This window comes from Massilia sp. H6, from assembly GCF_024802625.1.
Lineage (GTDB): Bacteria > Pseudomonadota > Gammaproteobacteria > Burkholderiales > Burkholderiaceae_D > Telluria.
The window spans coordinates 884093-909820 of record NZ_CP103371.1; the positions used below are offsets into that span (position 1 = coordinate 884093).

The 25728-nt window shown below is 62.3% G+C and carries 22 protein-coding genes and 1 tRNA gene; 12 read left to right on the forward strand and 11 right to left on the reverse strand.

Features of this window, described 5'->3' with window-relative positions; genetic code table 11:
- Position 1 precedes the first annotated feature (1 nt).
- The 4 genes from NRS07_RS03940 to NRS07_RS03955 all read left to right on the forward strand — a co-directional run bounded on the left by NRS07_RS03940 (position 2) and on the right by NRS07_RS03955 (position 8325).
- Positions 2–2395 (forward strand): AI-2E family transporter, encoded by a 2394-nt coding sequence (locus NRS07_RS03940; RefSeq protein ID WP_259211356.1) that lies wholly within the window; start codon positions 2–4, stop codon positions 2393–2395.
- Between the two features lie 26 nt (positions 2396–2421).
- On the forward strand, positions 2422–6171 hold the full coding sequence (locus NRS07_RS03945) for a response regulator (RefSeq protein ID WP_259211357.1): 3750 nt from the start codon (positions 2422–2424) through the stop codon (positions 6169–6171).
- Positions 6172–6218: 47 nt separating this feature from the next.
- Positions 6219–6596 (forward strand): response regulator, encoded by a 378-nt coding sequence (locus NRS07_RS03950; RefSeq protein ID WP_259213463.1) that lies wholly within the window; start codon positions 6219–6221, stop codon positions 6594–6596.
- 157 nt (positions 6597–6753) lie between these two features.
- The gene (locus NRS07_RS03955; RefSeq protein ID WP_259211358.1) at positions 6754–8325 is read left to right on the forward strand and encodes an AbgT family transporter; all 1572 of its coding nucleotides are present in this window, start codon (positions 6754–6756) and stop codon (positions 8323–8325) included.
- A gap of 86 nt (positions 8326–8411) precedes the next feature.
- Here the strand turns inward: NRS07_RS03955 and msrA are convergent, their stop codons facing one another.
- The 4 genes from msrA to maiA form a co-directional block, all read right to left on the reverse strand.
- A complete protein-coding gene (msrA, locus tag NRS07_RS03960; protein ID WP_259211359.1) occupies positions 8412–9014 on the reverse strand; it encodes a peptide-methionine (S)-S-oxide reductase MsrA in 603 nt (200 codons plus the stop codon).
- Positions 9011–9526, reverse strand: coding sequence for a peptide-methionine (R)-S-oxide reductase MsrB (msrB, locus tag NRS07_RS03965; RefSeq protein WP_259211361.1), 516 nt, complete (start codon positions 9524–9526; stop codon positions 9011–9013). Before msrB ends, msrA begins: the two co-directional genes overlap by 4 nt.
- Before the next feature lie 786 nt (positions 9527–10312).
- Positions 10313–11017, reverse strand: a complete 705-nt coding sequence (locus tag NRS07_RS03970) for a glutathione S-transferase family protein (RefSeq protein WP_259211363.1) — start codon at positions 11015–11017, stop codon at positions 10313–10315.
- A gap of 95 nt (positions 11018–11112) precedes the next feature.
- Positions 11113–11775, reverse strand: a complete 663-nt coding sequence (maiA, locus tag NRS07_RS03975; RefSeq protein WP_259211365.1) for a maleylacetoacetate isomerase — start codon at positions 11773–11775, stop codon at positions 11113–11115.
- A 95-nt stretch (positions 11776–11870) separates the two neighbouring features.
- On the opposite strand from maiA, the gene NRS07_RS03980 reads away from it, so the two are divergent.
- Together NRS07_RS03980 and NRS07_RS03985 are read left to right on the forward strand one after the other, a co-directional pair.
- Entirely contained in the window at positions 11871–12464 is a 594-nt protein-coding gene (locus tag NRS07_RS03980; protein WP_259211366.1) for a TetR/AcrR family transcriptional regulator, read from the forward strand.
- 11 nt (positions 12465–12475) lie between these two features.
- Complete coding sequence (locus NRS07_RS03985; protein ID WP_259211367.1) at positions 12476–13168, forward strand: alpha/beta fold hydrolase; 693 nt, start codon at positions 12476–12478, stop codon at positions 13166–13168.
- A 232-nt stretch (positions 13169–13400) separates the two neighbouring features.
- Here the strand turns inward: NRS07_RS03985 and NRS07_RS03990 are convergent.
- Positions 13401–13476 (reverse strand) — tRNA-Phe (locus NRS07_RS03990).
- Between the two features lie 133 nt (positions 13477–13609).
- On the opposite strand from NRS07_RS03990, the gene NRS07_RS03995 reads away from it, so the two are divergent.
- The 6 genes from NRS07_RS03995 (at position 13610) to NRS07_RS04020 (ending at position 19982) form a co-directional block, all read left to right on the forward strand.
- Positions 13610–14836, forward strand: a complete 1227-nt coding sequence (locus NRS07_RS03995) for an FAD-dependent monooxygenase (protein ID WP_259211368.1) — start codon at positions 13610–13612, stop codon at positions 14834–14836.
- A gap of 65 nt (positions 14837–14901) precedes the next feature.
- Complete coding sequence (locus NRS07_RS04000) at positions 14902–15621, forward strand: DsbC family protein (RefSeq protein ID WP_259211369.1); 720 nt, start codon at positions 14902–14904, stop codon at positions 15619–15621.
- Between the two features lie 4 nt (positions 15622–15625).
- Positions 15626–16084, forward strand: coding sequence for a (2Fe-2S)-binding protein (locus tag NRS07_RS04005; RefSeq protein WP_259211370.1), 459 nt, complete (start codon positions 15626–15628; stop codon positions 16082–16084).
- On the forward strand, positions 16062–16679 hold the full coding sequence (locus NRS07_RS04010; RefSeq protein ID WP_259211372.1) for an NTP transferase domain-containing protein: 618 nt from the start codon (positions 16062–16064) through the stop codon (positions 16677–16679). Before NRS07_RS04005 ends, NRS07_RS04010 begins: the two co-directional genes overlap by 23 nt.
- A 92-nt stretch (positions 16680–16771) precedes the next feature.
- Positions 16772–18592 carry a M61 family metallopeptidase gene (locus NRS07_RS04015; protein ID WP_259211373.1) on the forward strand — a complete coding sequence of 607 codons (1821 nt, stop codon included), beginning with the start codon at positions 16772–16774 and terminating at the stop codon, positions 18590–18592.
- A gap of 73 nt (positions 18593–18665) precedes the next feature.
- On the forward strand, positions 18666–19982 hold the full coding sequence (locus tag NRS07_RS04020) for an amidohydrolase (protein WP_259211374.1): 1317 nt from the start codon (positions 18666–18668) through the stop codon (positions 19980–19982).
- 30 nt (positions 19983–20012) lie between these two features.
- Here the strand turns inward: NRS07_RS04020 and trpC are convergent, their stop codons facing one another.
- The 6 genes from trpC to rpe form a co-directional block, all read right to left on the reverse strand.
- Positions 20013–20813 (reverse strand): indole-3-glycerol phosphate synthase TrpC, encoded by an 801-nt coding sequence (trpC, locus tag NRS07_RS04025; RefSeq protein WP_259211375.1) that lies wholly within the window; start codon positions 20811–20813, stop codon positions 20013–20015.
- 20 nt (positions 20814–20833) lie between these two features.
- The gene (gene trpD, locus NRS07_RS04030) at positions 20834–21871 is read right to left on the reverse strand and encodes an anthranilate phosphoribosyltransferase (protein WP_259211376.1); all 1038 of its coding nucleotides are present in this window, start codon (positions 21869–21871) and stop codon (positions 20834–20836) included.
- Between the two features lie 136 nt (positions 21872–22007).
- A complete protein-coding gene (locus tag NRS07_RS04035) occupies positions 22008–22571 on the reverse strand; it encodes an aminodeoxychorismate/anthranilate synthase component II (protein WP_259211377.1) in 564 nt (187 codons plus the stop codon).
- Between the two features lies 1 nt (position 22572).
- Positions 22573–24069 carry an anthranilate synthase component I gene (trpE, locus tag NRS07_RS04040; RefSeq protein WP_259211378.1) on the reverse strand — a complete coding sequence of 499 codons (1497 nt, stop codon included), beginning with the start codon at positions 24067–24069 and terminating at the stop codon, positions 22573–22575.
- 202 nt (positions 24070–24271) lie between these two features.
- Positions 24272–24970, reverse strand: coding sequence for a phosphoglycolate phosphatase (locus NRS07_RS04045; RefSeq protein ID WP_259211379.1), 699 nt, complete (start codon positions 24968–24970; stop codon positions 24272–24274).
- Entirely contained in the window at positions 24970–25641 is a 672-nt protein-coding gene (gene rpe, locus NRS07_RS04050; RefSeq protein ID WP_259211380.1) for a ribulose-phosphate 3-epimerase, read from the reverse strand. Before rpe ends, NRS07_RS04045 begins: the two co-directional genes overlap by 1 nt.
- Positions 25642–25728 lie beyond the last annotated feature (87 nt).

The following is a 25728-nucleotide window of genomic DNA, read 5'->3' on the forward strand; positions in this document are numbered from 1 at the left end:
CATGTCCAAATTACTTCCGCATTCGCTCTCTGCGTCGCCGCCCGATCCGGTCCGAATGATGTTGCTGACCATAGGTACGATCACGATCCTGTATTTCGGGCGAGACGTCCTGCAGCCCGTGGCGCTGGCGATTTTGCTGTCGCTGATCCTGTCGCCGCTGTCCCGTGCGCTTGAGGCACGCGGCATGCCGCGTGTCGTCGCCTGCATATTGACGGTAAGCGCGACGCTTGCATTGTTTGGTGTAGCGATCACCGTGGTGCTAGGTCAACTGGGCAAGCTCGCCGCCGAATTCGGCACTTACAAATTGGCGCTGGTGCAAAAGCTTGGTGCTGATGGGGGCGAGGATGGTGTGTTGACACGCCTGATGTTGCTGCTGCAGCAAGCCGCCGACACCCTGGCCGCATTGCTGAGCAACTCGCAGCCGATGGACGTGCGCATCGTTCCCGACCCGATCGCCCGCCTGACTGACACGATTGCGCCGTATCTCGCCTTCTTTGGCATTGCCCTGATCGTTCTGATCTTGTTGACTTTCCTGATGATCCGCCGCGAGGACATGAGCGACCGGATCGTTGGCCTGTTCGGGGATACCCGCATCGGCGTGACCACGCGCGCGCTCGATGAGGCGGGCGGTCGTATCAGCCGCTATCTGAGCGCGTTCACTGCCGTCAACGTGTTCTACGGCGTGGTGATCGGCAGCGGTTTATGGGCCATCGGGGTCCCCCTTGCCGTGCTGTGGGGTGCCCTGGCTGGCGTCCTGCGTTTTATTCCCTATGTTGGGGCGGCCGCCGGCATGGTCGGCCCGGTACTGCTGTCTACCGTGCTCGCGCCCGGGTGGCTCGATCCGATACTGGTGCTGGCCCTGTTCTTCAGCGTCGAGCTGCTATTGATTGCCGTCGTCGAGCCACTGCTATACGGTAAGTCGACCGGCGTGTCTCCGATCGGCTTGCTGGTTGCGGCCAGCTTCTGGACCTGGCTGTGGGGGCCGGTCGGCCTGTTGCTGTCGACGCCCTTGACCGTGTCGCTGGCCGTCGCCGGCAAATACATGCCGGGTTTGGGCGCGCTGGCGCTCTTGCTCGACGAAAAATCGAGCATGGCTCCTCACTTGCAGTTCTATCACCGCTTGCTGGCCCAGGACACTGCCGAAGCGCGGCAGATGCTGGCCAGTGCCCTTGAACACACGCCCATGACGGCGGTGTTCGATGCCTTGCTCTTGCCTTTGCTGGCAAAGTGTCGCAGCGATGCCGATAAGGGCGCGATCTCGCCGGCCGAGTGCAGCGCCATTCGGCGCCAGATCGACGACTTCCTGGACGAACTGGAATGGAAGGCCGAGGTATCGATGGCCGAGTATGTCCCGGGACGCGCATCGACTCCAGCGCAACAGCGCTTGATCGGCATTGCGTGGGAAGATGACGGCGATTTGCTGGCCCTGCGCATGGTCAATCTGCTGCTCGCGCCGTGGGACCAGGGGTTGATTGCTATTGGCCCGATGTTCCGCGGTAAGCAAGCCTTGAGCGTGACGGCCTTCTTCGCGCCGGCAGTGGTGCTGGTGACCCGTTCCGGTAGTAGCGAGGGCGAACAGTTCGGTCGCGTTGCCGCGGCGCTCCCGAACTGTACTATCGTGCTGCTCGACAGCGCCAGCAATCCGGGCACATATCCGGGCACTTCCGGCGGCGGCACGGGCTCTGGCCGCGAGCTAGTGCGGGTGCAAACGCTAGCCAAGGCACGCGACGCCATCCTGGGCGTGCTGCAATCGCATGCCGAGGTAGGCAAGCGGCTGCAACAGGCGATCGTAGCGGGCGCGCACGAACAGGCGCAATACTTATACGAACGCGCCGATGCCAAGCTGTCGATGGACCGGTTGGTGACAGAAGTGCTCGAACCCATGCTGCGCGCGCAATTGCAAGCGGCGGGCGGGGCGGGAGCCGCGCCAGGTAGTCCGGTGGTCGATTTCTTGTTAAACAAGCTCAGGCCTGTAGCAAACGCGGTTCGCACTTTCGACGCTGATGCCAAAAGAGCCATTATCGCCAGTCCGGACGGCGCCAGCGAAGACCTGTGGATGATGATGCTGGCCGTGTCGTTGCGCGCACGCGATTGGGATGTGCTTTATCTTGGCAATACCATCGCCCTGCCAGACCTCGCCGACGTGGTCGACAGTGCCAGCCCGGATGTCGTCATCCTCGACATCGATCACATGCAGCTGGCCCGGCGCGGCGAACTCGGCGAAATCTCGATGCCCGGTATCAGCCGATATATCAAAGCACGGATTGGCTTCGGCTCCGGTTCTATAGACGAGCCTGCCATGTCTGCCGCTTCAGCCCAGTTTTCGGTACTTCCTCCATCGGTGGCGGAATCGGTCGCCGTGCTGGAACAGGCGAACTGCGCCTCGACCCGATAAACCCCAACCAGGTAGACGCGCATCCCATGAACGCAAACACGACCAACGCGGCCTTGCCCAACGTGTCGGCAACGCCGGATCAGCTAGAGCGCGAGCGCCTGCACGCGCTTGACGCCACCGGCTTGCTCGATACCCAACCCGAAGAGTCATTCGACCGGCTTACCAGACTGGCGGTGGCACTGCTGCAGGTGCCGGCATCGATGGTTTCGCTGGTCGACTCGCACCGCCAGTTCTTCAAGAGTGCAACCGGTCTGCCACCGCCGCTGTGCGAGTTGCGCGAAACGCCTCTGTCGCATTCGATCTGCAAGCATGTGGTCGCACTTGGCAGTCCACTCGTGATCGATGACACGCGGCTTGACCCCATGCTAAATGCTAATCGCGCAGTCGATGAGCTCGGTGTGCTTGCCTATGCCGGTATTCCGCTGGTGACCGGCAGCGGCGCCGTGATCGGCAGCTTTTGCGTGATCGACACGCAGCCGCGAGCATGGAGCAGCGAGCAGATTGCTTATCTAAAAGACCTGGCGGCATGTGCAATGTCGGAGATCACACTGCGTGTGCAGATTGCCGATGCCGCAGCGGCGTCGGCTGAGATCGACCTGCGCGGCCGCGAGCGGCTAGCCTTGCTCGACGCCACCAGCGATGGCCTGTACGGCATGGATCAGTCTGGCTGTTGCACCTTCATCAACCGCGCCGGCGCTCAGATGCTCGGCTACACGCCGCAGCAAGTGATCGGCCAGAACATGCATGCACTGGTTCATCACTCCCACCGGGATGGCAGTGACTTTCCGGAGGCGCAATGCCGCTTGTCGCAAGCGGCGCAAGCCAGCGCCAGCCTTGCCGATTTCGACGATACGCTATGGCGGCGCGATGGCAGTTTCTTTACGGCGCGCCTCAGCGCGCGCAGTCTCGTCATGGCGGGCCAGAATAGTGGCGTCCTGGTGACCTTTGCCGATGTGTCGGAACGCGTGCGCAGCGAGCAGCGCACCGCAATGCAGCATGCGGTGGGGTGCATCCTGGCAGAAGCGGAGCAGCCCGAGAGTGCGCCCCCACTGGTACTGGAGGCCATTGCGCGCAGCCTCGACTGGCAGTTTGGCGCGGCGTGGACGCTCGACGCCAACGAGCAGCTTCGCTGTGAGGCAACCTGGTCTGCAGCACCGGATGCCAGCATGGCCTTCGAGCAGATCACCCGCGCGACCGTGTTGAACAGCGGGGAGGGCTTGCCAGGCCGGGTATGGCGCAATGCCGAGCCCGAATGGGTGGGAGATCTGGCGCAGGGCATGGTGCCGCAGCGTGCCAATGCCGCCATCGCCCAGGGCCTGGTAGCCGCCTTTGCGCTGCCAATCAAGCTGGGCAACAAGGTATTGGGGGTGCTCGAGTTCTGCTCGACAGTGCCGTATCCGCCCGACGCCGATTTGCTGCGGGCGGTTGACACCGTGGGCAGCCATATCGGACAGTTTATCGAGCGCAAACGTGTTCAGCAGGCATTGTGGCTTGCCGACCGGGCCATCGCATCGTCGGCCGTTGGGATTACCATCGCGGATGCCAACGATCCGCAATTGCGGATGGTGTATGTGAATGACGCGTTCGTCAATATCACCGGTTACCAGCGCAGCGAGGCGATTGGACGTAATTGCCGCTTCCTGCAAGGCGCCGACACTGATGCCGATAGCATCGCTCAGCTACACCGTGCCGTGCAAGACAAACACAAGACACGCGTGGTGGTGTTGAATTACCGCAAGGATGGCACACCGTTCTGGAATGACCTGACCATTTCGCCGTTGCTGGGGACCGCCGGCGAGCTCACCCACTTCGTGGGTGTGCAATCGGACGTGACGCTAGAGCGCAAGGCCGAGGAAGCCATTCGCCAGCGCGATTTCCTGCTGCAGGCGATCTTTCGCTCGGTGTCGGCCCAGGTCATTGTGCTCACACGCGATGGCACGATCGCTTATGTCAGCGAGTCATGGACGCGTTTTTCTGCCGACAATGCCAGCGGACTGGCCGGGCCGGGCGCCCTGGGCGTGGGCGACAACTATGTAGCCGCATGCCGCCAGGCCGCCCAGGCCAGCGAGCACGCCCGCGAAGCGCTGGACGCGCTGCAACAGGTGTTGAAGCATGCCGCGCCGTATATTGCGATGGAATTTTCTCATCCGGCCGAGAAGGGTCAGAGCTGGTTCGAAATGCGCATCGATTGCATGCCGGCCGATCACGGCGGCGCGGTGGTGACGTATATCGACATCACCGAGCGCAAGCAGGCGGAGCAGGCCATGCTTCAGTCCAAGCTCGACGCGGAAGCGGCCAATCGGGCCAAGAGCGACTTTTTGGCCAACATGAGCCACGAGCTGCGCACTCCGCTCAATGCCATCATTCTCTACAGTGAACTATTGCAGGAAGAATGCGAAGACATTGGCAGCAGCATGGTGCCCGACTTGCTCAAGATTAATTCTGCCGGCCGCCACCTGCTCGGCTTGATCAACAATCTGCTGGACGTTTCCAAGATCGAAGCAGGGCGCATGGAACTGTTTCTCGAAACATTCGAGATCGAGCCTGCCGTGCGCGCGATCAGCGCGATGCTGCAACCCCTGGCAGCCAAGAACGGCAACCAGTTGCTGGTCGATTGTCCAACCGAGATCGGAACCATGCATTCCGACCTCGTCAAGGTACGCCAGACGCTGTTCAATTTGCTGAGCAATGCTGTCAAATTCACCCACGACGGCGACATAACGCTGCGGGTGCGACGCGTCGGCGGCGACGGCGGGACCTGGCTCGTGTTCGAGGTGGCCGACAGCGGCATTGGCATCTCTGACGACCAGATGGAGCAGCTGTTCAAGCCGTTCGTGCAGGCAGACGCTTCGACCACGCGCCGGTTCGGCGGGACCGGCCTTGGCCTGCATATCAGCCGTACCTTTTGCCAGGCACTGGGCGGCGACATCCTGGTCGACAGTGTGTTCGGGCAAGGCACGACATTCTCGGTGCGCCTGCCCGATGCAACGCCGGCCCCGCGTACCTTGCTGGCGCCGCCCGCCGAAGGCGCGCGCGGGCCACATGTCATGGTGGTCGATGACGACCCTGCGGTGTGTGAGTGGCTGGCCCGCTTGCTGGCAAAAGAAGGTTTCCAGGTCACCGTGGCTGGCGACGGCGAAGCGGCATTGAATGCCGCTCTGGCGCGCCGTCCGGATTTGATCTTGCTCGATATTCTGATGCCGCGAATGAATGGCTGGACCCTGATGGGGCGCTTGAAAGACATTCCTGCATTGGCCGACGTGCCGATTATCATGATCACAATGGACGAAGACCGTGAGCGCGGCTTCGCCATGGGCGCATCGGCCTATCTGCCCAAGCCGCTCGACCGCCAGCAGTGTGCTGCCATGCTGGCCAAGTACCGCTCCAGGTTGCATGCACCAAAGGCCCTGCTGGTCGAAGACGACCCCGTGGCCAGCGAATTATTGCAAGGCATGTTAGCGGCGGAAGGCTGGACCGTCAGCCTGGCCTGCAATGGCCGCATCGGCTTGGACTTGTTGCTCACGGAGCAGACGGTCGATCTGGTGCTGCTCGATTTGCTGATGCCGGAAATGGACGGCTTTGAATTTCTCGAGCGCCTGCGCCAGGTTCCGGCGTGGCACGAAATCCCTGTGATCGTCATGACCGCAAAGGACCTGACCGGGACCGACATGGCGCGCCTGAATGGCAGCATTCAAGGCATGCTGCACAAGGACGCACCTTACGAACAACACTTGGTCGAGGAAGTACGGCGCATCATGCACGCCCACCCGCAGTAGGGTGCGGGCACTGTGCAATCGACGGATCAGTACTGGAGAAATACGTGATGGTCAAACTATTGCTGGTTGAAGACAATGAAGACAACCGTGACGCGATTTCGCGTCGCCTTATTCGCCGCGGCTATGGGGTGGCGCTCGCTTGCGACGGCGCCGAAGGCCTGCAAGCCGCGCAAAACAGCTTGCCAGACCTGATACTGCTCGATATGAACCTGCCTGAAATCGACGGCTGGGAAGTGGCCCGTCGACTCAAGGCGAGCGTTAAAACGCAGGGTATTCCCATCATTGCATTGACGGCCCATGCAATGCTGGGAGACCGCGAGAAAGCCTTGGGCGCCGGCTGCGACGACTACCATACCAAACCGATCGAACTGGCGGCCTTGATCGTCCAGATTGAAGCCTTGCTGCAAAAAGCTGGCGCAAGGTGAAAGCCCCGGCCCTTGTGCCTTGCATGAATGCTTTGCGCCAGCACAACTTATGCGTAACATATGTTGACTGTGATTAAGGGCCGGTCCTGCTCCGGCGGAGCGTGGCTGCTGCGATTGAAAACTATTGACAGGTTCAGCCTGTCACGCAAAGGACGTAATGACGACACAAGTGACTGCACAAAAGCAAGGCGTATTGAACCGCGCCCTGAACTTCATCGAGGTGGCCGGCAACAAGCTGCCTGATCCGGCGATCCTGTTTGCCTTGCTGCTGGCCCTGGTCTGGGCCTTGTCCTGGGCCATGTCTGGCCTGGTCTTTGCCGAGCTCGACCCGCGTACGGGCCAGGCGATCCAGATCAAGAACCTGCTGGCGCCTGCTGCGTTGACGGAATTCACGGCAAAGATGGTCACGATCTTCGTGACCTTCCCGCCGCTGGGCGTGGTGCTGGTGGCGATGCTGGGACTGGGCGTGGCGGAATATACCGGCTTCATTAATGCAGGCTTGCGCAAGATTCTCGCGATTACCCCCAAGTTCTTGCTCACCCCGGTCCTGATCGCAGTGGGCGTGCTCAGCCATGTCGCCGTCGATGCCGGCTATGTGCTCGTCATTCCGCTGGGCGCTGTCATTTTCTATGCCGCAGGACGCCATCCGCTGGCGGGTATCGCGGCCGCCTTCGCCGGCGTGTCGGGCGGCTTTTCCGCGACCTTCTTCGTGCCGTCGAGCCTGGATCCGCTGCTCGCGGGCCTGACCCAGGTTGCCGCGCGGCTCTCGTCCGACCCGAGCGCGGTATCGATCGTCATCAACCCGCTGAACAATTACTATTTCACTAGCGCGTCGACCTTGCTGGTGGTCCTGGTCGGCTGGTTCCTGACCGATAAAGTCATCGAGCCGAGGCTGAAGAAAACGCCGATCGACGGCGACCCTGCCGGCCTGCCCAAGATGGATCCCTTGCAGCCCAAGGAAATCAAGGGCTTGCGCTGGGCTGGAGTGGCCATGCTGGTGAGCCTGGCGCTGCTGGCGTGGTCGACCATGCCGGATGGCTCGGCCTGGCGCTCGCCGGACACGCGCGAACTGACGCACTCATCGGCGCCATTGATGCAGTCGATCGTTGCGCTCATTTTCCTGTTCTTCCTGATTCCCGGTATCGTCTACGGCTACGTCGCCGGCACCGTCAATAACCACCGCGATATCGTCAAGGGCATGAGCACGGCCATGAGCGGCATGGGCTATTACATCGTCATGGCCTTCTTCTGCGCGCTGTTCATCTATGCTTTCGGACAGTCGAACCTGGGGGCGCTGGTGGCGCTCAAGGGGGCGTTGTGGCTTCGCGAGATGGCCTTCCCGATGGGCGTGACGCTGACGGGCATCGTGCTGCTCTCGGGCGTGGTCAACCTGTTCATCGGTTCGGCTTCGGCCAAGTGGGCGCTGATCGGTGCAGTCATGGTGCCGATGCTCATGGAACTGGGCGTGTCGCCCGACCTGACCCAGGCGGCTTACCGGGTCGGCGATTCGTCGACCAATATCATCACGCCGCTGCTGCCTTATTTCCCGCTGATCATCGTTTTCTGCCGCAAATATGTGCAGTCGACCGGCATCGGTACCCTGATTGCCCTGATGCTTCCCTATGCGCTGACCTTGCTGGTGGTCTGGACCTCGTTCCTGCTCGGCTTCTGGGCGCTCGACATCCCGCTCGGTGTCGGCTCGACCTACACCTATCCTGCGGCAGGCTGAGCGCAGCCAGGGTGAAAACAAAACGCCAGGCTGTCAGCCTGGCGTTTTTTATCCTTCGTCACGACGTGACGAACCGATGCCCCCCACTAACCCCAAAGCTGCTTCAGGGTTGCATCACGACCGCAACTATTTCGGTAATACCTATAACGGATCGGGTTTTTCTTCGCGTAATCCTGGTGGTAGGTTTCGGCCAGGTAGAACGTGCTGGCAGGAGCAATTTCCGTATAAATGCGCTTGAATTTTCCTGATTTTTGCAGAGCATCCCGACTCGATTGCGCGGCCTGCCGCTGATCGTCAGTCAAATAATAAATGCCGCTGCGGTACTGGTCGCCGACATCACAAAACTGGCGGTCCTTGACGGTCGGATCGACATTGCGCCAAAAATAGGCCAGCAGTTGCGAATAGCTGATCTTGGACGGATCGTACACAATCCGCACTGCCTCGGTGTGCCCGGTTCCGCCAGCACTGACCTGCTCATAGGTAGGGTTTGGTACTCGCCCGGCAGTGTAGCCAGATTCTGCCTTGACAACCCCTTGCAGTTTTTCGAAATCGCTTTCCGTGCACCAGAAGCAACCGCTGGCGAAAATAGCCGTTTCCAGACCGGCGCCTGACTGCGCATGTGCCGGAGTGCCCATCGCTAACAGTGCAAGTGCGGTTAGCCCGGCCCATCGTGTGCTGGCGGTCATCATGCTCGCAACTCCGGAAATTTTTCACCCTTTGCCACGAATCTCAAGGCCACTCCATTGTTACAGTAACGCAGCCCTGTAGGCTTCGGACCATCGTCGAACACATGCCCCTGGTGCCCGCGACAACGGCTACAGTGGTATTCCTTGCGCGGCCAGATCAACTTGAAATCTGTCTTGGTGGCAATTGCGCCAGGACGATGATCGTAAAAACTAGGCCAGCCGGTTCCACTCTCATACTTGGTGTTGCTGTCAAAAAGGGGCTGGTAGCAGGCGGCGCAGATATAGGTGCCCGCGCGCTTTTCGGCGTTCAGGGGACTGGAGCCGGGCGGCTCGGTGTCTTCCTCGAACAAGACGCGGTACTCGGCAGGGGGCAGGATCGCCTTCCATTGCGCTTTCGTGTTCGCGCCGACAGCAGAAACGACCGGCAGCAGGGAGCCGGCGAGCAAACCAGAACCAATGAAGAGAAAATTACGACGCTGCATATCAGGGGCCTTCCGATTCAAAAAAATGTGCATTCACAAGCTCTTGGTCGCTGCGCAAAGCTCGGCTTTATTTTCAGGTCAGGTACAAGATTACTACGCATGGAGATATGGTGTCGCCGCGGCCTCGGAATCGGCGGGGGTGCACGAGAAAACAGCGCCAACCTGATGGCAGGGCGTTACGGAGTGACGCCGCGTACTGTATTGCAAGTGAGGAGAGGCATCGGCGATCACGAATGATGCACCACGGGGGGCGAGGTTTGCGTCGGCGAACCGGGAATGACATGGGCAAGAAGGCTGTGAGAGCCACAAACAAAAACGCCAACCGGTGATGGTTGGCGTTTCGTCAGCATATTCTTGGTGGCCCGGGGCGGAATCGAACCACCGACACAAGGATTTTCAATCCTTCGCTCTCCGCTGCCCGCACGGTGCAGGTTTTCGCTGACTGCCACGACCTCGATCAGCGCCTGGAGCCGCTCTGATTCCGCTCGGTTTGCTCATATTTCGCTCGGTTTGATATGGGCCAGCGGCTGCAACAAAGCGTTGTCGAATTGAGTCAGCGGGTCGTTTCGCAGGACCTTTTGCGGCCAATCGCGGTCTGCCAGCGCGCCTTTGCCAAGCGCAATGAGATCAACGGCGCCAGTGGCCAGCAGCGCGGCGGCTTAATCAATTTCGCATTCTCTTTGAAGCGGCCCCATTCATGACTAAGCGGGCACGACAGCTAATCGACGATCTGTTGAGACTTATGTTCAGGAATGATCAACGCAGCAGGATGCCGGTCCTGGCGGCCCCTGCTGGATTGGTGATGAAAATACCGCCGGCTTAAAGTTGATGCAAATGCGCCAGCTCAGCGAGGCCGCTACTTCCGTCCGCGTAAGCGCGTTGAAAGCCGGGACGCGTCTTCCATCGTTGCCATATCGCGTCAAGATGTTCGAATCGTTCATCAAGAGGCGTAGCATTCACTGGAAATTTAGAAAAGGCAATCGCTGTACATAGTGTGATATCGGCAAACGTCGGTTCGTCGCCCCCGAGCATCCATGCACGTCCGTCGGATAAATGGCGATCTACGAGGGTGGCGTGTGCCAACGCCTCTTTGCGACAATGCTCGCCCCACTGGCGGTTATGGGTCAGCTCGAGTTTCGAGCCCAGGCCTTCGTGCATCACGTGGAACATGGTCACGATACGGTACAGAATGTGAGTGAAGATCCTGTTTTCCCACATTGTGTCCGTCGCCTGCTCGAGAGGCGACTGACCCATGATTTTTCTACCGTCGTGCAGCTGGTCGAGGTAACGTGCGATCGCTGCCGCTTCGGACAGATAGTGCCCGTCGGATAACACCAAAGTAGGTGTTTCACCCCACGGGTTCATCTTCAAATGCGGCCACTTGCGTTGATCTCCGCCAGGCGACATATCGTAAATTGTTTCCTCAAAATGCTCCGCGATCCCTTTCTCATGCAGGAACAAGCGCAGGCGCTGGGGATTGGGAAACGCTGAGGGGGATGTATACAGTTTAAGCCGTTCAGTCATGGAAATCTTTCATGTATAAAGAAATTGAATGAGTCAGCCCGTCATCCTGTATGCCGGGGCTTTGGAGGTCATCGCCACCTTTTTGGCGCGGCTGTTCAGGCTGGAGCACCTGTCTGACGACTCGGCTTGGCTTCGATGAATGCCGAATGGGTATCGCAAGCTTCCATGATCCGATCGATCGTCGGTATATCAGGGATCGTAATCTTAAAAATCCTCACCATTTCCACAATGCTGGCCAGACAAATGTCGGCCATCGTCGGCGTGTCGCCATGACAAAAAACGCCTGTCTGGGGCTCGGCGGCAAGGCGTTGCTCGAGCGCGGCCAAGCCGGTCCCAAACCACTGGATCTGCCATGCACGCCAAGCCGTGTCGTCCATTCCAACAGCGGCAGTCAGGTATTTTTTGACGCGCCCCGTGATCAGCGGATGCGTATCGGCAGCGAGCATTGCAGCGATCGAGCGGACTCGGGCGCGCCCATGCAGGTCCTGCGGCAGCAGTGGGGGCGCTGGCTGGAATTCGTCCAGAAATTCCAGGATCGCCAGCGACTGTGTCAGCGGCGCATGGCCGATCTCAATCAAGGCTGGGATCGCGCCAAGTGGATTGATCTTTAAAAATTGCTCGTCGTGTTGCTCGCCAGCATCGATATTAACAATCCGTTCGTTCGCCGTCAGCCCCTTCAGATTGAGGGCGACGCGCACCCGGTAGGTGGCCGACGTGCGCCAGTAAGCATACAGCTCGAAAGTGGATGGAATAGTCATCGCTGATTTCCTTTAAATGCAGACATACATTGTGGACTGATCGATCTATAATTATAGCCATGTCCAGACTTACACGTTGCTCAACACAAAATCAGATGAAACCGACCTCCCCAATGGTGGGGCGGCCACGCCAGTTCGTGCCTCGCGAAGCACTTAGGAATGCACTCGAGGTGTTTTGGGGAAAAGGGTATCAGGCAACCTCGCTTGACGATCTCACTGCTGCCATGCACTTGAGCCGGTCGAGTTTTTATGCTTGCTTCGGTTCCAAGCACGCAGTGATGATGGCCGCTGTTGAACTCTATGCCGATGAGCTGTTTGCCAGGCTCGAGGCCATGGCGTCGTCCCTGCCTGCCCTCGAGGCCGTCCATGCCGTCCTGGCCGCAATTGCCGCCGTCGATGCAGGCCACCGTGGCTGTTTTTTTGTCAATTGTGTGACTGAACTTGCACCGCATGATGCGGCCCTGGCGGCCTTTGGTCAGCGCCACGTGGCCCGCACCGGCAAGCTGGTCGCCGGCCTGCTCGAGCGGGCCGGATTGCCCCTGGAGATGGCGCAAACGCGTGCCGCCGCCTTGTTGGCGCTGGTGATCGGCGCCATCACGCTGCGCAAGGCCGGCCTGCCAGCATCGGAGCTAATGACAATCCTGAACCAGGCGCAGCTGTTAATCGCCGATACCACTTCTTCTATTTAACGGAGTTACCCATGTCGCCACGCCTGCCCACTGTCTTCCTTCCCGCCTTGCTGTGCGACGAAAGGATGTACCAGGATGTCATCGCCGCCCTCGGCGACGCCATCGAACCGCAAATCCTGATGTCGCCGCAAGCACGCTTGTCTGACAGCGTCACCGATATTCTGGCGCGCGCGCCGCGCACCTTTGCGCTGGTCGGCACCTCATACGGCGCCAATCTGGCGCTTGCGATTGCCCTTGCCGCACCGGAGCGTGTTTCCGCACTCTGGCTTATGGGCTGCAATGCCAGCGTCCCGGCCGCTGGCGGACCCGATCTCGCCGCCGGACTCGAGGCGACGCCAGAGGCGATCATCGAGTTTTTGGCGGGAATCGTCGTGCGCCCGGCCGATCACGCAGCGACGGCCGCCTTCAAAGCCATGGCGCACCGCGTTGGCGCGGCAGCCGGCGCGGCGCAGGCACGTGCGCTGGCTGCCCGGGACGACATCTGGTCCAGGCTGGGCGAGCTGCGCATGCCTGCGCTGATCCTGTCGGGTGACGAAGATCCGATTGCGCCGCCGGCGTGCGGGCAGCAGCTCGCGCAAGCAATGCCGAACGCGCGCTTTGAACTGCTGTCGCAGTGCGGTCACTTGCCGTCGCTCGAGCAGCCAACGCAGGCGGCCGCGTCGTTCCACGCTTTTCTCGATTCCGCAATGCAGCCCGCACGATAGTGGGTAGGGCGACTTGCAGATCTTTTAGCGAGACTGCTAAAGGCGGCTCGGGTTACGCAAGCGGCAGGGCAATAGCTTCAGCCTGTGCTGCAATGCAAGCAGGAAGTTCGCAGCTCGGACTCGCTCATCACCGACGGGTAAGGGTACCGGAAATAGACCGGACACAAGGACTGCGAATCCCGGAAACAACAACGCCCACTGGCATGAGTGGGCGCTGCGCAAACGATATTCTTGGTGGCCCGGGGCGGAATCGAACCACCGACACAAGGATTTTCAATCCTCTGCTCTACCAACTGAGCTACCAGGCCAAGAGAGGCACGATTATAGCCAGCGTTTTTCATATGCGCAAGCCCCAGCGGTGCACAGGCGATGGAATCCATTGCCGCACGCACCGAGGCGCCCCGGCGCGCCGTTGCGGCGCGTAATTGGCATCTCGCTATAATGTCTTGCATGAACACGACTACCGCCCAGCACCGCAGCGATGTCTGCATCGTCGGCAATGGCGCCATCGCCAAGACCGCCGCCCTTGGTTTTGCCCAGTCGGGGTATAGCGTCACCTTGTTGGTGCCGCCGCCGCGCCCGGCGCCGGAACGAGCCGTCACGTCGGCCGCCGACAAGCCGTGGGACGTGCGCGTCTATGCCCTGAACCACACCGCGCACGACCTGCTGGCCTCGCTCAAGGTATGGGGCGCGCTCGACCTGGCGCGGGTGCAGGCGGTCGATGCGATGGATGTCCATGGCGACGGCAAGCAAGGCGGCAGCCTCGGCTTCGACGCGTTTGGCGCCCATGTCGGCACGCTCGCCTGGATTGTCGAGGACAGCAACCTCAATGACGCGCTGGATGCGGCGCTCAAGTTTGCCGCTAATGTCCAGCTGGTCACTGGCTGCGCGGCCGAACTCACCTGCGGCGAGCAGGGTGCCAGCGTTCGGCTCGACGATGGCAGCAACATCGCCTGCGAACTCATGGTCGGCGCCGACGGCCGCGAATCCTGGGTGCGCGGCCAGTGCGATATCGGGGTCGATTACCGGATGTACCACCAGCGTGCCATCGTCAGCAATTTCGAGTGCGAACAGCCGCACCACGGCGTCGCCCACCAGTGGTTTACCTGCGCGGACGGCATCATCGCGCTGCTGCCGCTGCCGGGCAAGCGCGTCTCGCTGGTATGGTCGGCGCCGGAAACGCTGGCCGACACGCTGATGGAAGAATCGCTCGGCGAAATGGCGATTCGCCTTGCCGAATACGCCGACGAAAAACTCGGCACGCTGCGTCCGCTGCAACCGGCGGCGGTCAAGGCAGTACCGCTGGCGCTGGTGCGCCCGCATTCGCCGGTCGCGCCGCGCGTGGCCCTGGTGGGCGACGCCGCCCACGCGGTACATCCGCTGGCCGGCCATGGCATGAACCTGGGTTTTGGCGACATTGTCGACCTGCTCGAAGTACTGCGCAGCCGCGAGGACCGGCGCGGTATCGCCGACGAGCGCGTGCTGGCCCGCTACGCGCGCATGCGCAAGGAAGACGTGCTGCTCATGCAACTGGCAACGGACGGTCTCGAGCGCTTGTTCGGCGCCAATCTCGAACCGGTGCGCGTGGTACGCAATTTCGGATTAAACTTGCTCGATAAGTTGCCTGGGATTAAGCGCCGCCTGATGACGCATGCCATGGGCAAGTAATCGGCACGTTGTAGGCACGCAATAGGCAAATAATAGGCAAGTCAGTCTCTTTTTAAGGAATCACCATGTTGAAAACAAAGGTCGCCGTCCTGCTGGCGACGGGCCTGCTTGCATCCTGCGTCGAAGCGCAGAACACGACCGAGGCGAGCATCAAGAAGGCGCTCGAGCCGCGCCTGGGCGGCGCCAAGATCGAATCGATCCGCGAGACGCCTTACGGCGGGCTGTATGAGGTCCGGGTCGCCGGCGACATCCTGTACACCGACAAGAAGGGTGAGTACCTGTTCATCGGCCGGGTCTACGATACCAAGACCTCGACCGACCTGACCACCGCCCGCCTTGAAGAAATCAACAAGATCACGTTCTCCGACCTGCCGCTGGAGATGGCGCTCAAGCATGTCAAGGGCAATGGCAAGCGCACCATCGCGGTGTTCGAAGATCCGAACTGCGGCTATTGCAAGCGCCTGCGCCAGACCACGCTCAAGGATATCGACAACGTCACGATCTATACCTTCATGTACAACATCCTGTCCGAGGATTCGTTCGTGAAGTCCAAGAACATCTGGTGCGCCCCCGACCGCAACAAGGCCTGGGACGACTGGATGGTCAATGGCAAGCTGCCGCCGACCGCACCAAGCGCCTGCACCACGCCGAACGACAAGATCGTGGCGCTCGGACAGAAGCTCAAGATCCAGGGCACGCCGGCGATTTTCTTCACCGATGGCTCCCGCATCCCTGGCGCGATCGACCTGAAGTCGCTGGAGGCCAAGCTGCAGTCGGTCAAGTAAGACCATGCTCACCTTGCACATCAATGGGCAAGACCGACAGGTCGACGCCGATCCGGCCATGCCGATTCTATGGGCGCTGCGCGACAATCTCGACATGACCGGCACCAAGTTCGGCTGCGGGGCAGCGCTGTGCGGCGCCTGCACCGTGCACCTGGACGGCGATCCGGTGCGCTCTTGCATCACGCCGCTGTCCGCGGCGCAGGGGCGGCAAATCACGACCATCGAAGCCATGGCCGGCGACACGGTCGGCAAGGCGGTGCAGGATGCGTGGGTGAAGAACGATGTGCCACAGTGCGGCTACTGCCAAAGCGGGCAGGTGATGAGTGCCGTGGCCCTGTTGCGCAGTAACCCGCGCCCACGCGATGCCGATATCGACCTGGCGATGAGCGGCAACATCTGCCGCTGCGGCACCTACCAACGCATTCGCGCGGCCATCAAGGATGCCGCCGGCGCGCTGGCCTGAGGTGGTCCCCACGGGCGTGCTGCTAGCGGCCGGCAGGGGGCGCCGTTTCGACCCCGCGGGCGTGCGCAACAAGCTGCTGCAGCAGCTGCCCGGCGGCGACCTGGTGGTGCTTGCCAGCGCGCGCCGGCTGCTCGCCTGTGTTCCCCGCGTGGTCGCGGTCGTGCCGCCGCACGATGGCGGCGTGGCCGATGCGCTACGCGCGCTTGGCTGCGAAGTCACCGTGTGCGCCCAGGCCGACAGCGGGATGGGCGCTTCGCTGGTTCATGCCATTGGCCAATCCTTGCGCGACGCATTGCCGGCCGGCGGCTGGCTGGTGGCCCTGGGCGACATGCCCTTCGTGCAGGACGCCACGCTGGCCGCGCTGCGCGACGCGGTGGCGCCCGCGGCCGCCGCCGGCACGATCGCGGTGCCGGTGTACGCTGGGCGGCGTGGCAATCCGGTGGCTTTCGGCGCCCGCCATCTCGATGCGCTGCTGGCGCTGGGCGGCGACCAGGGCGCGCGCGGCCTGCTCGCGGCGCATGCGGTTACCGAAGTCGCGGTGGACGATCCTGGCATCCTGCGCGACATCGACACCCCCTCCGATCTTGTCCTGTGATATATGCATGCCAATGTTTCCCGCCGTGATCGAATCCGATTACACTAGGAAGGACAACAACTAGAAGCCCGGCCGGACGACCACGACCCATCATGAAGAAACCATCCCCGAAGAAGCAGCTCGCCATTCTGTACACGATCGTGCCGAAAGACCTGGCCGGCCATCTGTTCAACGTCACGGTCACGGTCGCGGCGCCGGATCCGGAAGGGCAGGTCTTTGCGCTGCCGGCCTGGATCCCGGGGAGCTACATGATTCGCGAATTCGCCCGCAACATCGTGCGCATTCGCGCCGAAAGCGGTGGTGCGGAAGTCGCACTGACGAAACTGGACAAGCATACCTGGCGCGCCGCCCGCACCGCCGGTGCGCTGACCCTGCACTACGAGGTGTACGCCTGGGACCTGTCGGTGCGCGCCGCCCATCTCGACCAGACCCATGGCTTCTTCAATGGCACCAGCGTCTTTTTGCGCGTAGCCGGCCAGGAAAGCCTGCCGCATCAGGTGGACATCCAGCGCCCGGCCGATCCGGCCGCGAAAGGCTGGCGCGTGGCCACGGCCATGCGCGAACTGGGCGCCAGGCGCTATGGCTTCGGCACCTATGTCGCGGCCGACTACGACGAACTGATCGACCATCCGGTCGAGATGGGCGAGTTCGAGCTGGCCAGCTTCAACGCCCATGGGGTCCCGCACGACATCGTCATTAGCGGGCGCGTGCCCAACCTCGACATGGCGCGCCTGCAGGCCGACCTGAAGGCGATCTGCGAAACCCAGATCGCGTTCTTCGAACCGCAGACGCGCCGTGCGCCGATGGAGCGCTACGTGTTCATGACGATGGCCGTCGGAGACGGCTATGGCGGCCTGGAACACCGCGCCTCGACCGCCCTGATCTGCGCCCGTGCCGATCTGCCGTGTACGGCGAGCGCGAAATGCGCCGAGCCGGGCGAAGGCTACCTGCGCTTCCTGGGTTTGTGCAGCCATGAGTATTTCCATACCTGGAACGTCAAGCGCATCAAGCCAGCGGTGTTCGCGCCCTACGACCTGCAGACCGAGAACTACACGCCCTTGCTCTGGCTGTTCGAGGGATTTACCAGCTATTACGACGACCTGATGCTGGTACGGGCCGGAATCATCGGCGAAGCGACCTATTTCAAGCTGCAGGCCAAGACCATGGGCGGCGTCCTGCGCGGCAGCGGGCGTACCAAGCAGAGCGTGGCCGATTCGAGTTTTGACGCCTGGAGCAAGTATTACCGCCAGGACGAGAATTCGCCGAACGCCATCATCAGCTACTACACCAAGGGCTCGATCATCGCGCTGGCCTTCGACTTGACCATTCGCGCCAAGACCGGCGGCGTCAAATCGCTCGACCACGTGATGCTGGCGCTGTGGGAGCGTTTCGGACGCGATTTCTATGCTGGCGCGGCCCGCGGCGTGACCGAGGCAGAGGTCGAAGCGATCTTCGACGAAGTCAGCGGCGCCAAACTGCGAAGCTTGTTCGAGCGTTGGGTACGCGGCCTGGAAGACCTGCCGCTGGCCAAGCTGTATGCCCCGTTCGGCGTCAAGCTGGCCGATGAGCGCAAGAACGCCAAGGCCTCGCTCGATGCCGGCATTGGGCGCGACCCGCTTGGCGCCAAGCTGACCCAGGTCCATGAAGGCGGCGCCGCGCACAAGGCCGGCCTGTCGGCGCAGGATATCGTCATCGCCATCGACGGCCTGCGCGTGAGCGGCAATCCGGCCAATGTCGACACGCTGCTGGCACGCTACCGCGTCGGCGACAAGGTGGCAGTGCACGCCTTCCGCCGCGACGAGTTAATGGCCTTCGAGGTGGTGCTGCAGGGCGACCGCGTGCCTTGCATTACCCTGTCGCAAGCAGTGGCCGGCAAGAAGACGTCGGCACTGAAGCGTCCAAGCGCCGTCTAAGGCGGGCGCTGGCTACCTTGGGCGGCGGGTCTTTCGGCCTGCGCGCTCACCACCAATTTTCCATGAGGTTCGCGTGAAAACTGCTGCAAACGGTATCGCTGTCGCCCTGCTTTCGCTGGCCATCGCGCCCGCGTTCGGCCAACTTTCGGCGCCCCTCAAATCGGACGTGACCGCCCGTGTCGACACCATGTACCCCTGGCTCGACACGGTGTACAAAGACCTGCACGCCCACCCTGAAATCGCGTTCCAGGAAACCCGTACCGCAGCCAAGCTGGCTGCCGAAATGCGCAAGCTCGGCTTCGAGGTGACCGAAAAAGTCGGTAAGACCGGCGTGGTGGCGGTGCTCAAGAACGGCGCCGGCCCGACAGTGCTGGTGCGTACCGACATGGACGGCCTGCCGATGGAAGAGAAGACTGGCCTGCCGTATGCCAGCCGCGCCCGCGCCATGAGCGATGGACGCGAGAGCTTCGTTGCCCATAGCTGCGGCCACGACGTGCACATGGCGAGCTGGCTCGGCAGCGCACGTGCGCTGGTCGAACTCAAGCCGCAGTGGAAGGGCACGCTGGTCTTCATTGCCCAGCCGGCCGAAGAAATCGTCGGCGGCGCCAGGGCAATGCTGGACGATGGCCTGTTTACGCGCTTTCCCAAACCGGACTACGCCTTCGCCCTGCATTCCTGGCCACTGGCGCATGGAACGGTTGGCTTCAATTCCGGCCCGGTCTCGTCCAATTCGGACGCCATCGAATTCGTGTTCAAGGGCCGCGGCGGGCACGGCTCGGCGCCGGACAAGTCGCTCGACCCGATCACCATCGCGGCGCGCTTCGTGGTGGACGTGCAGACCGTGATCAGCCGCGAAAAAGACCCGAAGGAATTTGGCGTGGTGACGATCGGCGCGATCCAGGGCGGCACGGTCGGCAACATCATTCCGGACAGTGTGCTGGTACGCGGCACCATCCGCTCGTACAGCCCGGCCGTGCGCGCCAAGCTGCTGGAAGGTGTACGCCGGGTGGCCAATGCGTCCGCCGCCATGGCCGGTGCCCCCGCGCCGGAGCTCAGGTTCACCAGCGGCGGCGAGGCCATCGTCAACAGCGAAGCGCTGGTGGCCCGAACCGAGGTCGTGTTCAAGGATGCCTTCGGCGCCGCCAACGCCCAGCGCATGCCGGCGATGACGGCCAGCGAGGACTTTTCGGTCTATGTCAACGAAGGCGTGCCGTCGATGTTCTTCTTTACCGGTATCTACGATCCGAAGGCGGTGCTCGAGGCCGCCCGCGAGGGCGGCAAGCCGATCGCGTTCAATCATTCGCCGTTTTACGCGCCGGTGCCGGAGCCATCGATCAAGACCGCCGCGCAGGCGATGAGCTTCGCGGTCCTGAACGTGCTGGGGCGCTGAACAGCGCGCGGCCCTGTTTCTACCGGGCCCTTAGCCGAACAAGCGCTGCAACTCCACGCCCGGATCAGGCGCCCGCATGAACGCTTCGCCGACCAAAAAGGCATGCACGTTCGCCGCGCGCATGCGCGCGACGTCGGCCGGCCCCATGATGCCCGACTCGGTCACCACCATGCGCTCCGGCGCAATGCGCGGCAGCAGTTCCAGCGTCGTATCCAGCGAGACGTCGAAGGTACGCAGGTTACGGTTGTTGATGCCCACCAGCCGTGTTTGCAGCTTCAGTGCCGCGGTCAGCTCGTCGCCGTCGTGTACCTCGACCAGCACATCCATGCCCAGTTCGTGCGCGCAGGATTCGAGTTCGGCCATCAGCCCGTGATCAAGCGCCGAGACGATCAGCAGGATCGCATCGGCTCCCATCGCCCGCGCTTCATAGACCTGGTACAGGTCGATCATGAAATCCTTGCGGATGACCGGCAGCGCGCAGGCCGCTCGCGCCTGGCGCAGGTAGTCCACCGAGCCCTGGAAGAACTGCACGTCGGTCAGCACCGACAGGCAGGCAGCGCCATGCTGCGCATAGCTTTGCGCGATCGCCGCCGGCTGGAAGTCTGGCCGCAATACGCCCTTCGATGGCGAAGCTTTCTTGACTTCCGCGATGATGCCGGCCTGGCCTGCGGTGATCTTGCTGCGCAGGCTGTCCTCGAAGCCGCGGATGGCGCGGCGTGCGTCGGCGTCGCCCTCGACTTCGCGGCGCAGGCTGAACAGGTCACGGTGCTTCTTCGCCGCGGCTACTTCGTCGGCCTTGACGGCCAGGATCTTGTTGAGGATATCGGACATGAAAAACCTTTAATCTAGTATCAGCGGTTCCCGGCCAGTTGCTGGGTTACCTGCACGAACTGCTCGAGCTTTGCCGTCGCCGCCCCCGAGGCGATCGCGGCGCGTGCCTTCGCCAGGCCGGCTTCGATCGATGGCGTCACGCCAGCCGCGTACAGCGCGGTGCCGGCATTGAGCGCGACGATGTCGGTGGCCGGACCCGGTTCACCGCGCAGCGCTTCCAGCACGCGCAGCTTCGATTCGGCAGTGCCGGTTACTTTCAGGTTGCGGCTCGAGATCATCGCCATGCCGTAGTCTTCCGGATGGATCTCGTATTCGCGGATCTCGCCATTGACCAGTTCGCCAACCAGGGTGCCGGCGCCAAGCGAGACCTCGTCCATGTTGTCGCGGCCCCAGACCACCATTGCATGCTGGGCGCCGAGACGCTGCAGCACGCGCACCTGGATGCCAACCAGGTCGGGGTGGAACACGCCCATCAGGATATTTGGTGCGCCGGCCGGGTTGGTGAGCGGACCGAGGATGTTGAAGATGCTGCGCACGGCCAGTTCGCGCCGCACCGGCGCCACGTGCTTCATGGCCGCATGGTGGTTTGGCGCAAACATGAAGCCAATGCCGGTCTGGGCGATCGACTGCGCGATCTGCTCGGGTTTAAGGTCGATGCAGGCGCCCAGCGCTTCGATCACGTCGGCGCTGCCGCTCGAAGACGAGACGCTACGCCCGCCATGCTTGGCCACGCGCGCTCCGGCCGCCGCGGCCACGAACATCGAGGCGCTCGAGATGTTAAAGGTGTTGGCGCCGTCGCCGCCGGTGCCGACGATGTCGAGCAGCCCGGAGGTGTCGGCCATCGGCACCTTGGTCGAGAATTCGCGCATGACCTGGGCGGCGGCGGTGATCTCGCCAATGGTTTCCTTCTTCACGCGCAGGCCGATGGTCAGCGCCGCCACCATGGTCGGCGACATCTCGCCCGACATGATCTGGCGGAACAGGTGCAACATCTCGTCGTGGAAGATCTCGCGGTGTTCGATACAGCGCAGCAGGGCTTCTTGTGGGGTAATCGGCATGTCAGGGTCCAGTTCAATTAGGTATTCTCAAGACCGGCTGCCCAGCGCTGGCGCGGCCTGGGCCGCAAGTCGTTTGCGCCGGTAGCGGCGGCGACGGTGCAATGGGTAGCGGTGTACGCAGGAGCCTAGAAGCCGCTCAGCGCGTGAGGAAGTTCTTCAACAATGCATGGCCATGCTCGGACAGGATCGACTCCGGATGGAACTGCACCCCCTCGATGTCGTAGTCCTTGTGGCGCACGCCCATGATTTCGCCGTCGTCGGTCCACGCGGTGACTTCGAGGCAGTCCGGCAGCGAAGCGCGTTCGATGGCCAGCGAGTGGTAGCGAATCACGGTGAACGGGCTTGGCAGTCCCTTGAATACGCCTTCTCCGGTGTGGGCGATCAGCGAGGTCTTGCCGTGCATGACCTGCTTGGCGCGGATCACCTTGCCACCAAAGGCTTCGCCGATGGCCTGGTGCCCCAGGCACACTCCCAGGATCGGCAGCTTGCCCTTGAGCTGGCGCAGGACGTCGAGCGAGATGCCTGCATCTTTCGGCGCCTTCGGGCCTGGCGAGATGCAGATGCGCTCGGGTGCCATTGCCTCGATCTGTGCCAGCGTGACCTGGTCGTTGCGCACGGTGTGCACATCTTCACCGAGCTCACCCAGGTACTGGACGATGTTATAGGTGAACGAATCGTAGTTGTCGATCATCAAGAGCATGTCAGAACTCCCCATCCAGGCCGTCTTGCACTTGCTCGGCCGCGCGCAGCACGGCGCGCGCCTTGCTCTCGGTTTCCTGCCATTCCATCTCGGGGATCGAATCGGCCACGATGCCGGCCGCGGCCTGCACGTACAGGTTGCCGTCCTTGATCACGCCGGTGCGGATCGCGATTGCCACGTCCATCTCGCCCCCGAAACTCAGGTAGCCGCAGGCACCGCCATAGATGCCGCGCTTTACGGGCTCGAGTTCATCGATGACTTCCATCGCACGCACCTTCGGTGCGCCGGTCAGGGTGCCGGCCGGGAAGGTGGCGCGCAGCACGTCGAGATTGGACATGCCGTCTTTGAGCTTGCCCTCGACGTTCGAGACAATGTGCTGCACGTGCGAGTATTTTTCGATGACCATGCGGTCGGTCACCTTGACGCTGCCGGTATCGGCGATGCGCCCGATGTCGTTGCGTGCCAGGTCGATCAGCATCACGTGCTCGGCAACTTCTTTCGGGTCGGACAGCAGCTCGGCGGCCAGCTCGGTGTCGCGTTCCGGCGTGGCGCCGCGCGGGCGGGTACCGGCGATTGGGCGCAGCGTGACCTTCTTGCCACCCTCCGGCAGGGCTTCGTTGCGCACCAAAATCTCCGGGGACGAGCCGACGATCTGCATGTCGCCGAAGTTGTAGTAATACATGTAGGGCGAAGGGTTCAGCGAGCGCAGCGAACGGTAGAGCGACAACGGCGAATCGACATACGGCTTGCGGATGCGCTGACCGATCTGCACCTGCATCAGGTCGCCCGCCATCACGTAGTCGTGCGCCTTGGCTACCGCCTTCAGGTAGTCTTCCTTGCTGAACTCGCGCACCGCCTCGGTGCGCACGGAGCTCGACGTCACCGGCGCGTCCACGCTCCGGCGCAGCATGACACGCAGGTCTTTCAGGCGCTGGCGGGTCTTCATGTAGGCTTCCGGCTGGCCCGGGTCGGCGTACACGATCAGATACAGCTTGCCCGACAGGTTGTCGATGACCGCCAGTTCTTCGGTCAGCATCAGCTGGATGTCGGGCAGGCCGAGTGCGTCCGGCGGGGCGCTGTTGGCCAGCTTGTGCTCGATGTGGCGCACAGTGTCGTAGCCAAAATAGCCGGCCAGGCCGCCGCAGAAACGCGGCAGGCCGGGACGCAGGGCCACCCGGAAGCGCGCCTGGTAGGCTTCGATGAAGTCGAGCGGGTTGCCGTCGTGTGTCTCGACTACCTCGCCGTGCTTGACGACCTCGGTGCGCTCGCCTTGCGTGCGCAGCAGCGTCGATGCCGGCAGGCCGATGAACGAATAGCGTCCGAAGCGCTCGCCGCCAACGACTGATTCTAGCAGGAAGGTATTCTTGCCGGCTCCCTGCGACTGGGCCAGCTTGAGGTAGAGCGTGAGCGGGGTTTCCAGATCGGCGAAGGCTTCCGCGATCAATGGGATGCGGTTATAGCCCTGGCTGGCCAGCGACTTGAATTCGAGTTCGGTCATGCTTTTCTCCGTGCCGCCCAAGGGGGAAGAGGGCGGTGGTTGATTCAAAAAACCTGCCGGGAACGAGCGCAAACTCGAACACACCCGGCAGCAATCGATACGGCTTAGTCAGCCCAGGATTGCCAGCGTCGCCAAAGCCAGGCCTCAAGGGCACCGGTTTGGTTGACAGTGTGTTTTTTGGTGAAAAACATGGATAGCGTCGTTAAGTAGTCGTGCGGTTGTGGGCAGCGATCAGCTGCGCTGCCTCGAGCAGCGAACCAACTATACCATCCGAATTAATTTCTTGTACAGGCCGCCCGTGGTTATAACCATATGGCACGGTAAGTACATGGCAGCCGGCCGCGCGCGCCGCTTCGGCGTCGTTCGACGAGTCGCCGATGGCCACCACCGTTGATGGCGGCAGGTCGAAGGCGCTGCACACGCCCAGCAACGGCATCGGATCGGGCTTCTTTTTCGGGAAGGAGTCGCCGCCGTAGACCAGCTCGAACCAGCCGGCCAATCCCTTCTGCGCGAGCAGCGGGGTAGTAAACGCCATCGGCTTGTTGGTGACGCAGGCCAGGCGCAGCCCGAGCGACTGCAAGGCTGCCAATCCGTCGAGTACGCCGTCGTACAAGCTGCTGAAATTGCCATTGATGGCGAGGTAGTGGCGCTGGTAGCCGGCCAGCGCGTCGACCAGGGCCGCATCCACGCGGGCCGCGTCCCAGTCGAGCAGCAGGGCGTCGCGCACGAGTTTTTCCGAGCCCTTGCCGATCAGTGGCTTGATCGCCGCCTGCGCCAGCGGGGGCAGGCCCAGGTCGGCGCGCATGCCGTTCAGGGCCGCCTCGAAATCGGGCAGGGTGTCGAGCATGGTGCCGTCCAGGTCGATGATGGCGGCCCGGATGGCGGCGCGGCCGGCGCGCATTATTTGGCGACCGTTGCCAGTTGGGCACGCATGTCGTCGATCACCGCCTTGTAGTCCGGCTTGCCGAAGATCGCCGAGCCGGCAACAAACGTGTCGGCGCCCGCGGCTGCTGCGGCGGCGATGTTGTCGCTCTTGATGCCTCCGTCGACCTCGAGCATGATGTCGCGGCCGGATTCGTCGATCATGCGGCGCGCGATCGCGATCTTCTTGAGCGCCTCTGGAATGAACGACTGGCCGCCGAAGCCGGGATTGACCGACATGATCAGGATGATGTCGATCTTGTCCATCACGTGCTCGAGATAGTGCATCGGCGTGTGCGGGTTGAACACCAGGCCGGCCTTGCAGCCGTGATCGCGGATCAGCTGCAGCGTGCGGTCGATATGCTCCGAAGCTTCCGGGTGGAAGGTGATGATATTGGCGCCGGCCTTGGCGAAATCGGGAATGATGCGGTCGACCGGCTTGACCATCAGGTGTACGTCGATCGGCACCTGCACGTGCGGGCGGATCGCCTGGCACACCAGCGGCCCGATGGTCAGGTTCGGAACATAATGGTTGTCCATGACGTCGAAGTGGATGATGTCGGCGCCGGCGGCGACGACATTGCGCACTTCTTCGCCCAGGCGGGCGAAATCGGCGGACAGGATACTGGGAGCGATGCGGTAGGTGGTCATGGCACGAATGCAGATAAAGTGAAGCCGCTATTCTACGCCGATGAGACGCTCAGGTGCTGTGGCAAGACGCCGCACACGGGCGGCGCG

Bases quoted from the DNA above. Each gene is read 5' to 3' on its own strand.
- NRS07_RS04035 (WP_259211377.1), bottom strand. From the start codon at position 22,571: ATGCTCTTGATGATCGACAACTACGATTCGTTCACCTATAACATCGTC.
- maiA (WP_259211365.1), bottom strand. From the start codon at position 11,775: ATGACTATTCCATCCACTTTCGAGCTGTATGCTTACTGGCGCACGTCG.
- NRS07_RS03985 (WP_259211367.1), top strand. From the start codon at position 12,476: ATGTCGCCACGCCTGCCCACTGTCTTCCTTCCCGCCTTGCTGTGCGAC.
- NRS07_RS03955 (WP_259211358.1), top strand. From the start codon at position 6,754: ATGACGACACAAGTGACTGCACAAAAGCAAGGCGTATTGAACCGCGCC.
- msrA (WP_259211359.1), bottom strand. From the start codon at position 9,014: ATGATGACCGCCAGCACACGATGGGCCGGGCTAACCGCACTTGCACTG.
- trpD (WP_259211376.1), bottom strand. From the start codon at position 21,871: ATGCCGATTACCCCACAAGAAGCCCTGCTGCGCTGTATCGAACACCGC.
- msrB (WP_259211361.1), bottom strand. From the start codon at position 9,526: ATGCACATTTTTTTGAATCGGAAGGCCCCTGATATGCAGCGTCGTAAT.
- NRS07_RS04005 (WP_259211370.1), top strand. From the start codon at position 15,626: ATGCTCACCTTGCACATCAATGGGCAAGACCGACAGGTCGACGCCGAT.
- NRS07_RS04045 (WP_259211379.1), bottom strand. From the start codon at position 24,970: ATGCGCGCCGGCCGCGCCGCCATCCGGGCCGCCATCATCGACCTGGAC.
- NRS07_RS03995 (WP_259211368.1), top strand. From the start codon at position 13,610: ATGTCTTGCATGAACACGACTACCGCCCAGCACCGCAGCGATGTCTGC.
- NRS07_RS03970 (WP_259211363.1), bottom strand. From the start codon at position 11,017: ATGACTGAACGGCTTAAACTGTATACATCCCCCTCAGCGTTTCCCAAT.
- rpe (WP_259211380.1), bottom strand. From the start codon at position 25,641: ATGACCACCTACCGCATCGCTCCCAGTATCCTGTCCGCCGATTTCGCC.
- trpE (WP_259211378.1), bottom strand. From the start codon at position 24,069: ATGACCGAACTCGAATTCAAGTCGCTGGCCAGCCAGGGCTATAACCGC.
- NRS07_RS03940 (WP_259211356.1), top strand. From the start codon at position 2: ATGTCCAAATTACTTCCGCATTCGCTCTCTGCGTCGCCGCCCGATCCG.
- NRS07_RS03945 (WP_259211357.1), top strand. From the start codon at position 2,422: ATGAACGCAAACACGACCAACGCGGCCTTGCCCAACGTGTCGGCAACG.
- NRS07_RS04000 (WP_259211369.1), top strand. From the start codon at position 14,902: ATGTTGAAAACAAAGGTCGCCGTCCTGCTGGCGACGGGCCTGCTTGCA.
- NRS07_RS04015 (WP_259211373.1), top strand. From the start codon at position 16,772: ATGAAGAAACCATCCCCGAAGAAGCAGCTCGCCATTCTGTACACGATC.
- trpC (WP_259211375.1), bottom strand. From the start codon at position 20,813: ATGTCCGATATCCTCAACAAGATCCTGGCCGTCAAGGCCGACGAAGTA.
- NRS07_RS04010 (WP_259211372.1), top strand. From the start codon at position 16,062: ATGCCGCCGGCGCGCTGGCCTGAGGTGGTCCCCACGGGCGTGCTGCTA.
- NRS07_RS03950 (WP_259213463.1), top strand. From the start codon at position 6,219: ATGGTCAAACTATTGCTGGTTGAAGACAATGAAGACAACCGTGACGCG.
- NRS07_RS03980 (WP_259211366.1), top strand. From the start codon at position 11,871: ATGAAACCGACCTCCCCAATGGTGGGGCGGCCACGCCAGTTCGTGCCT.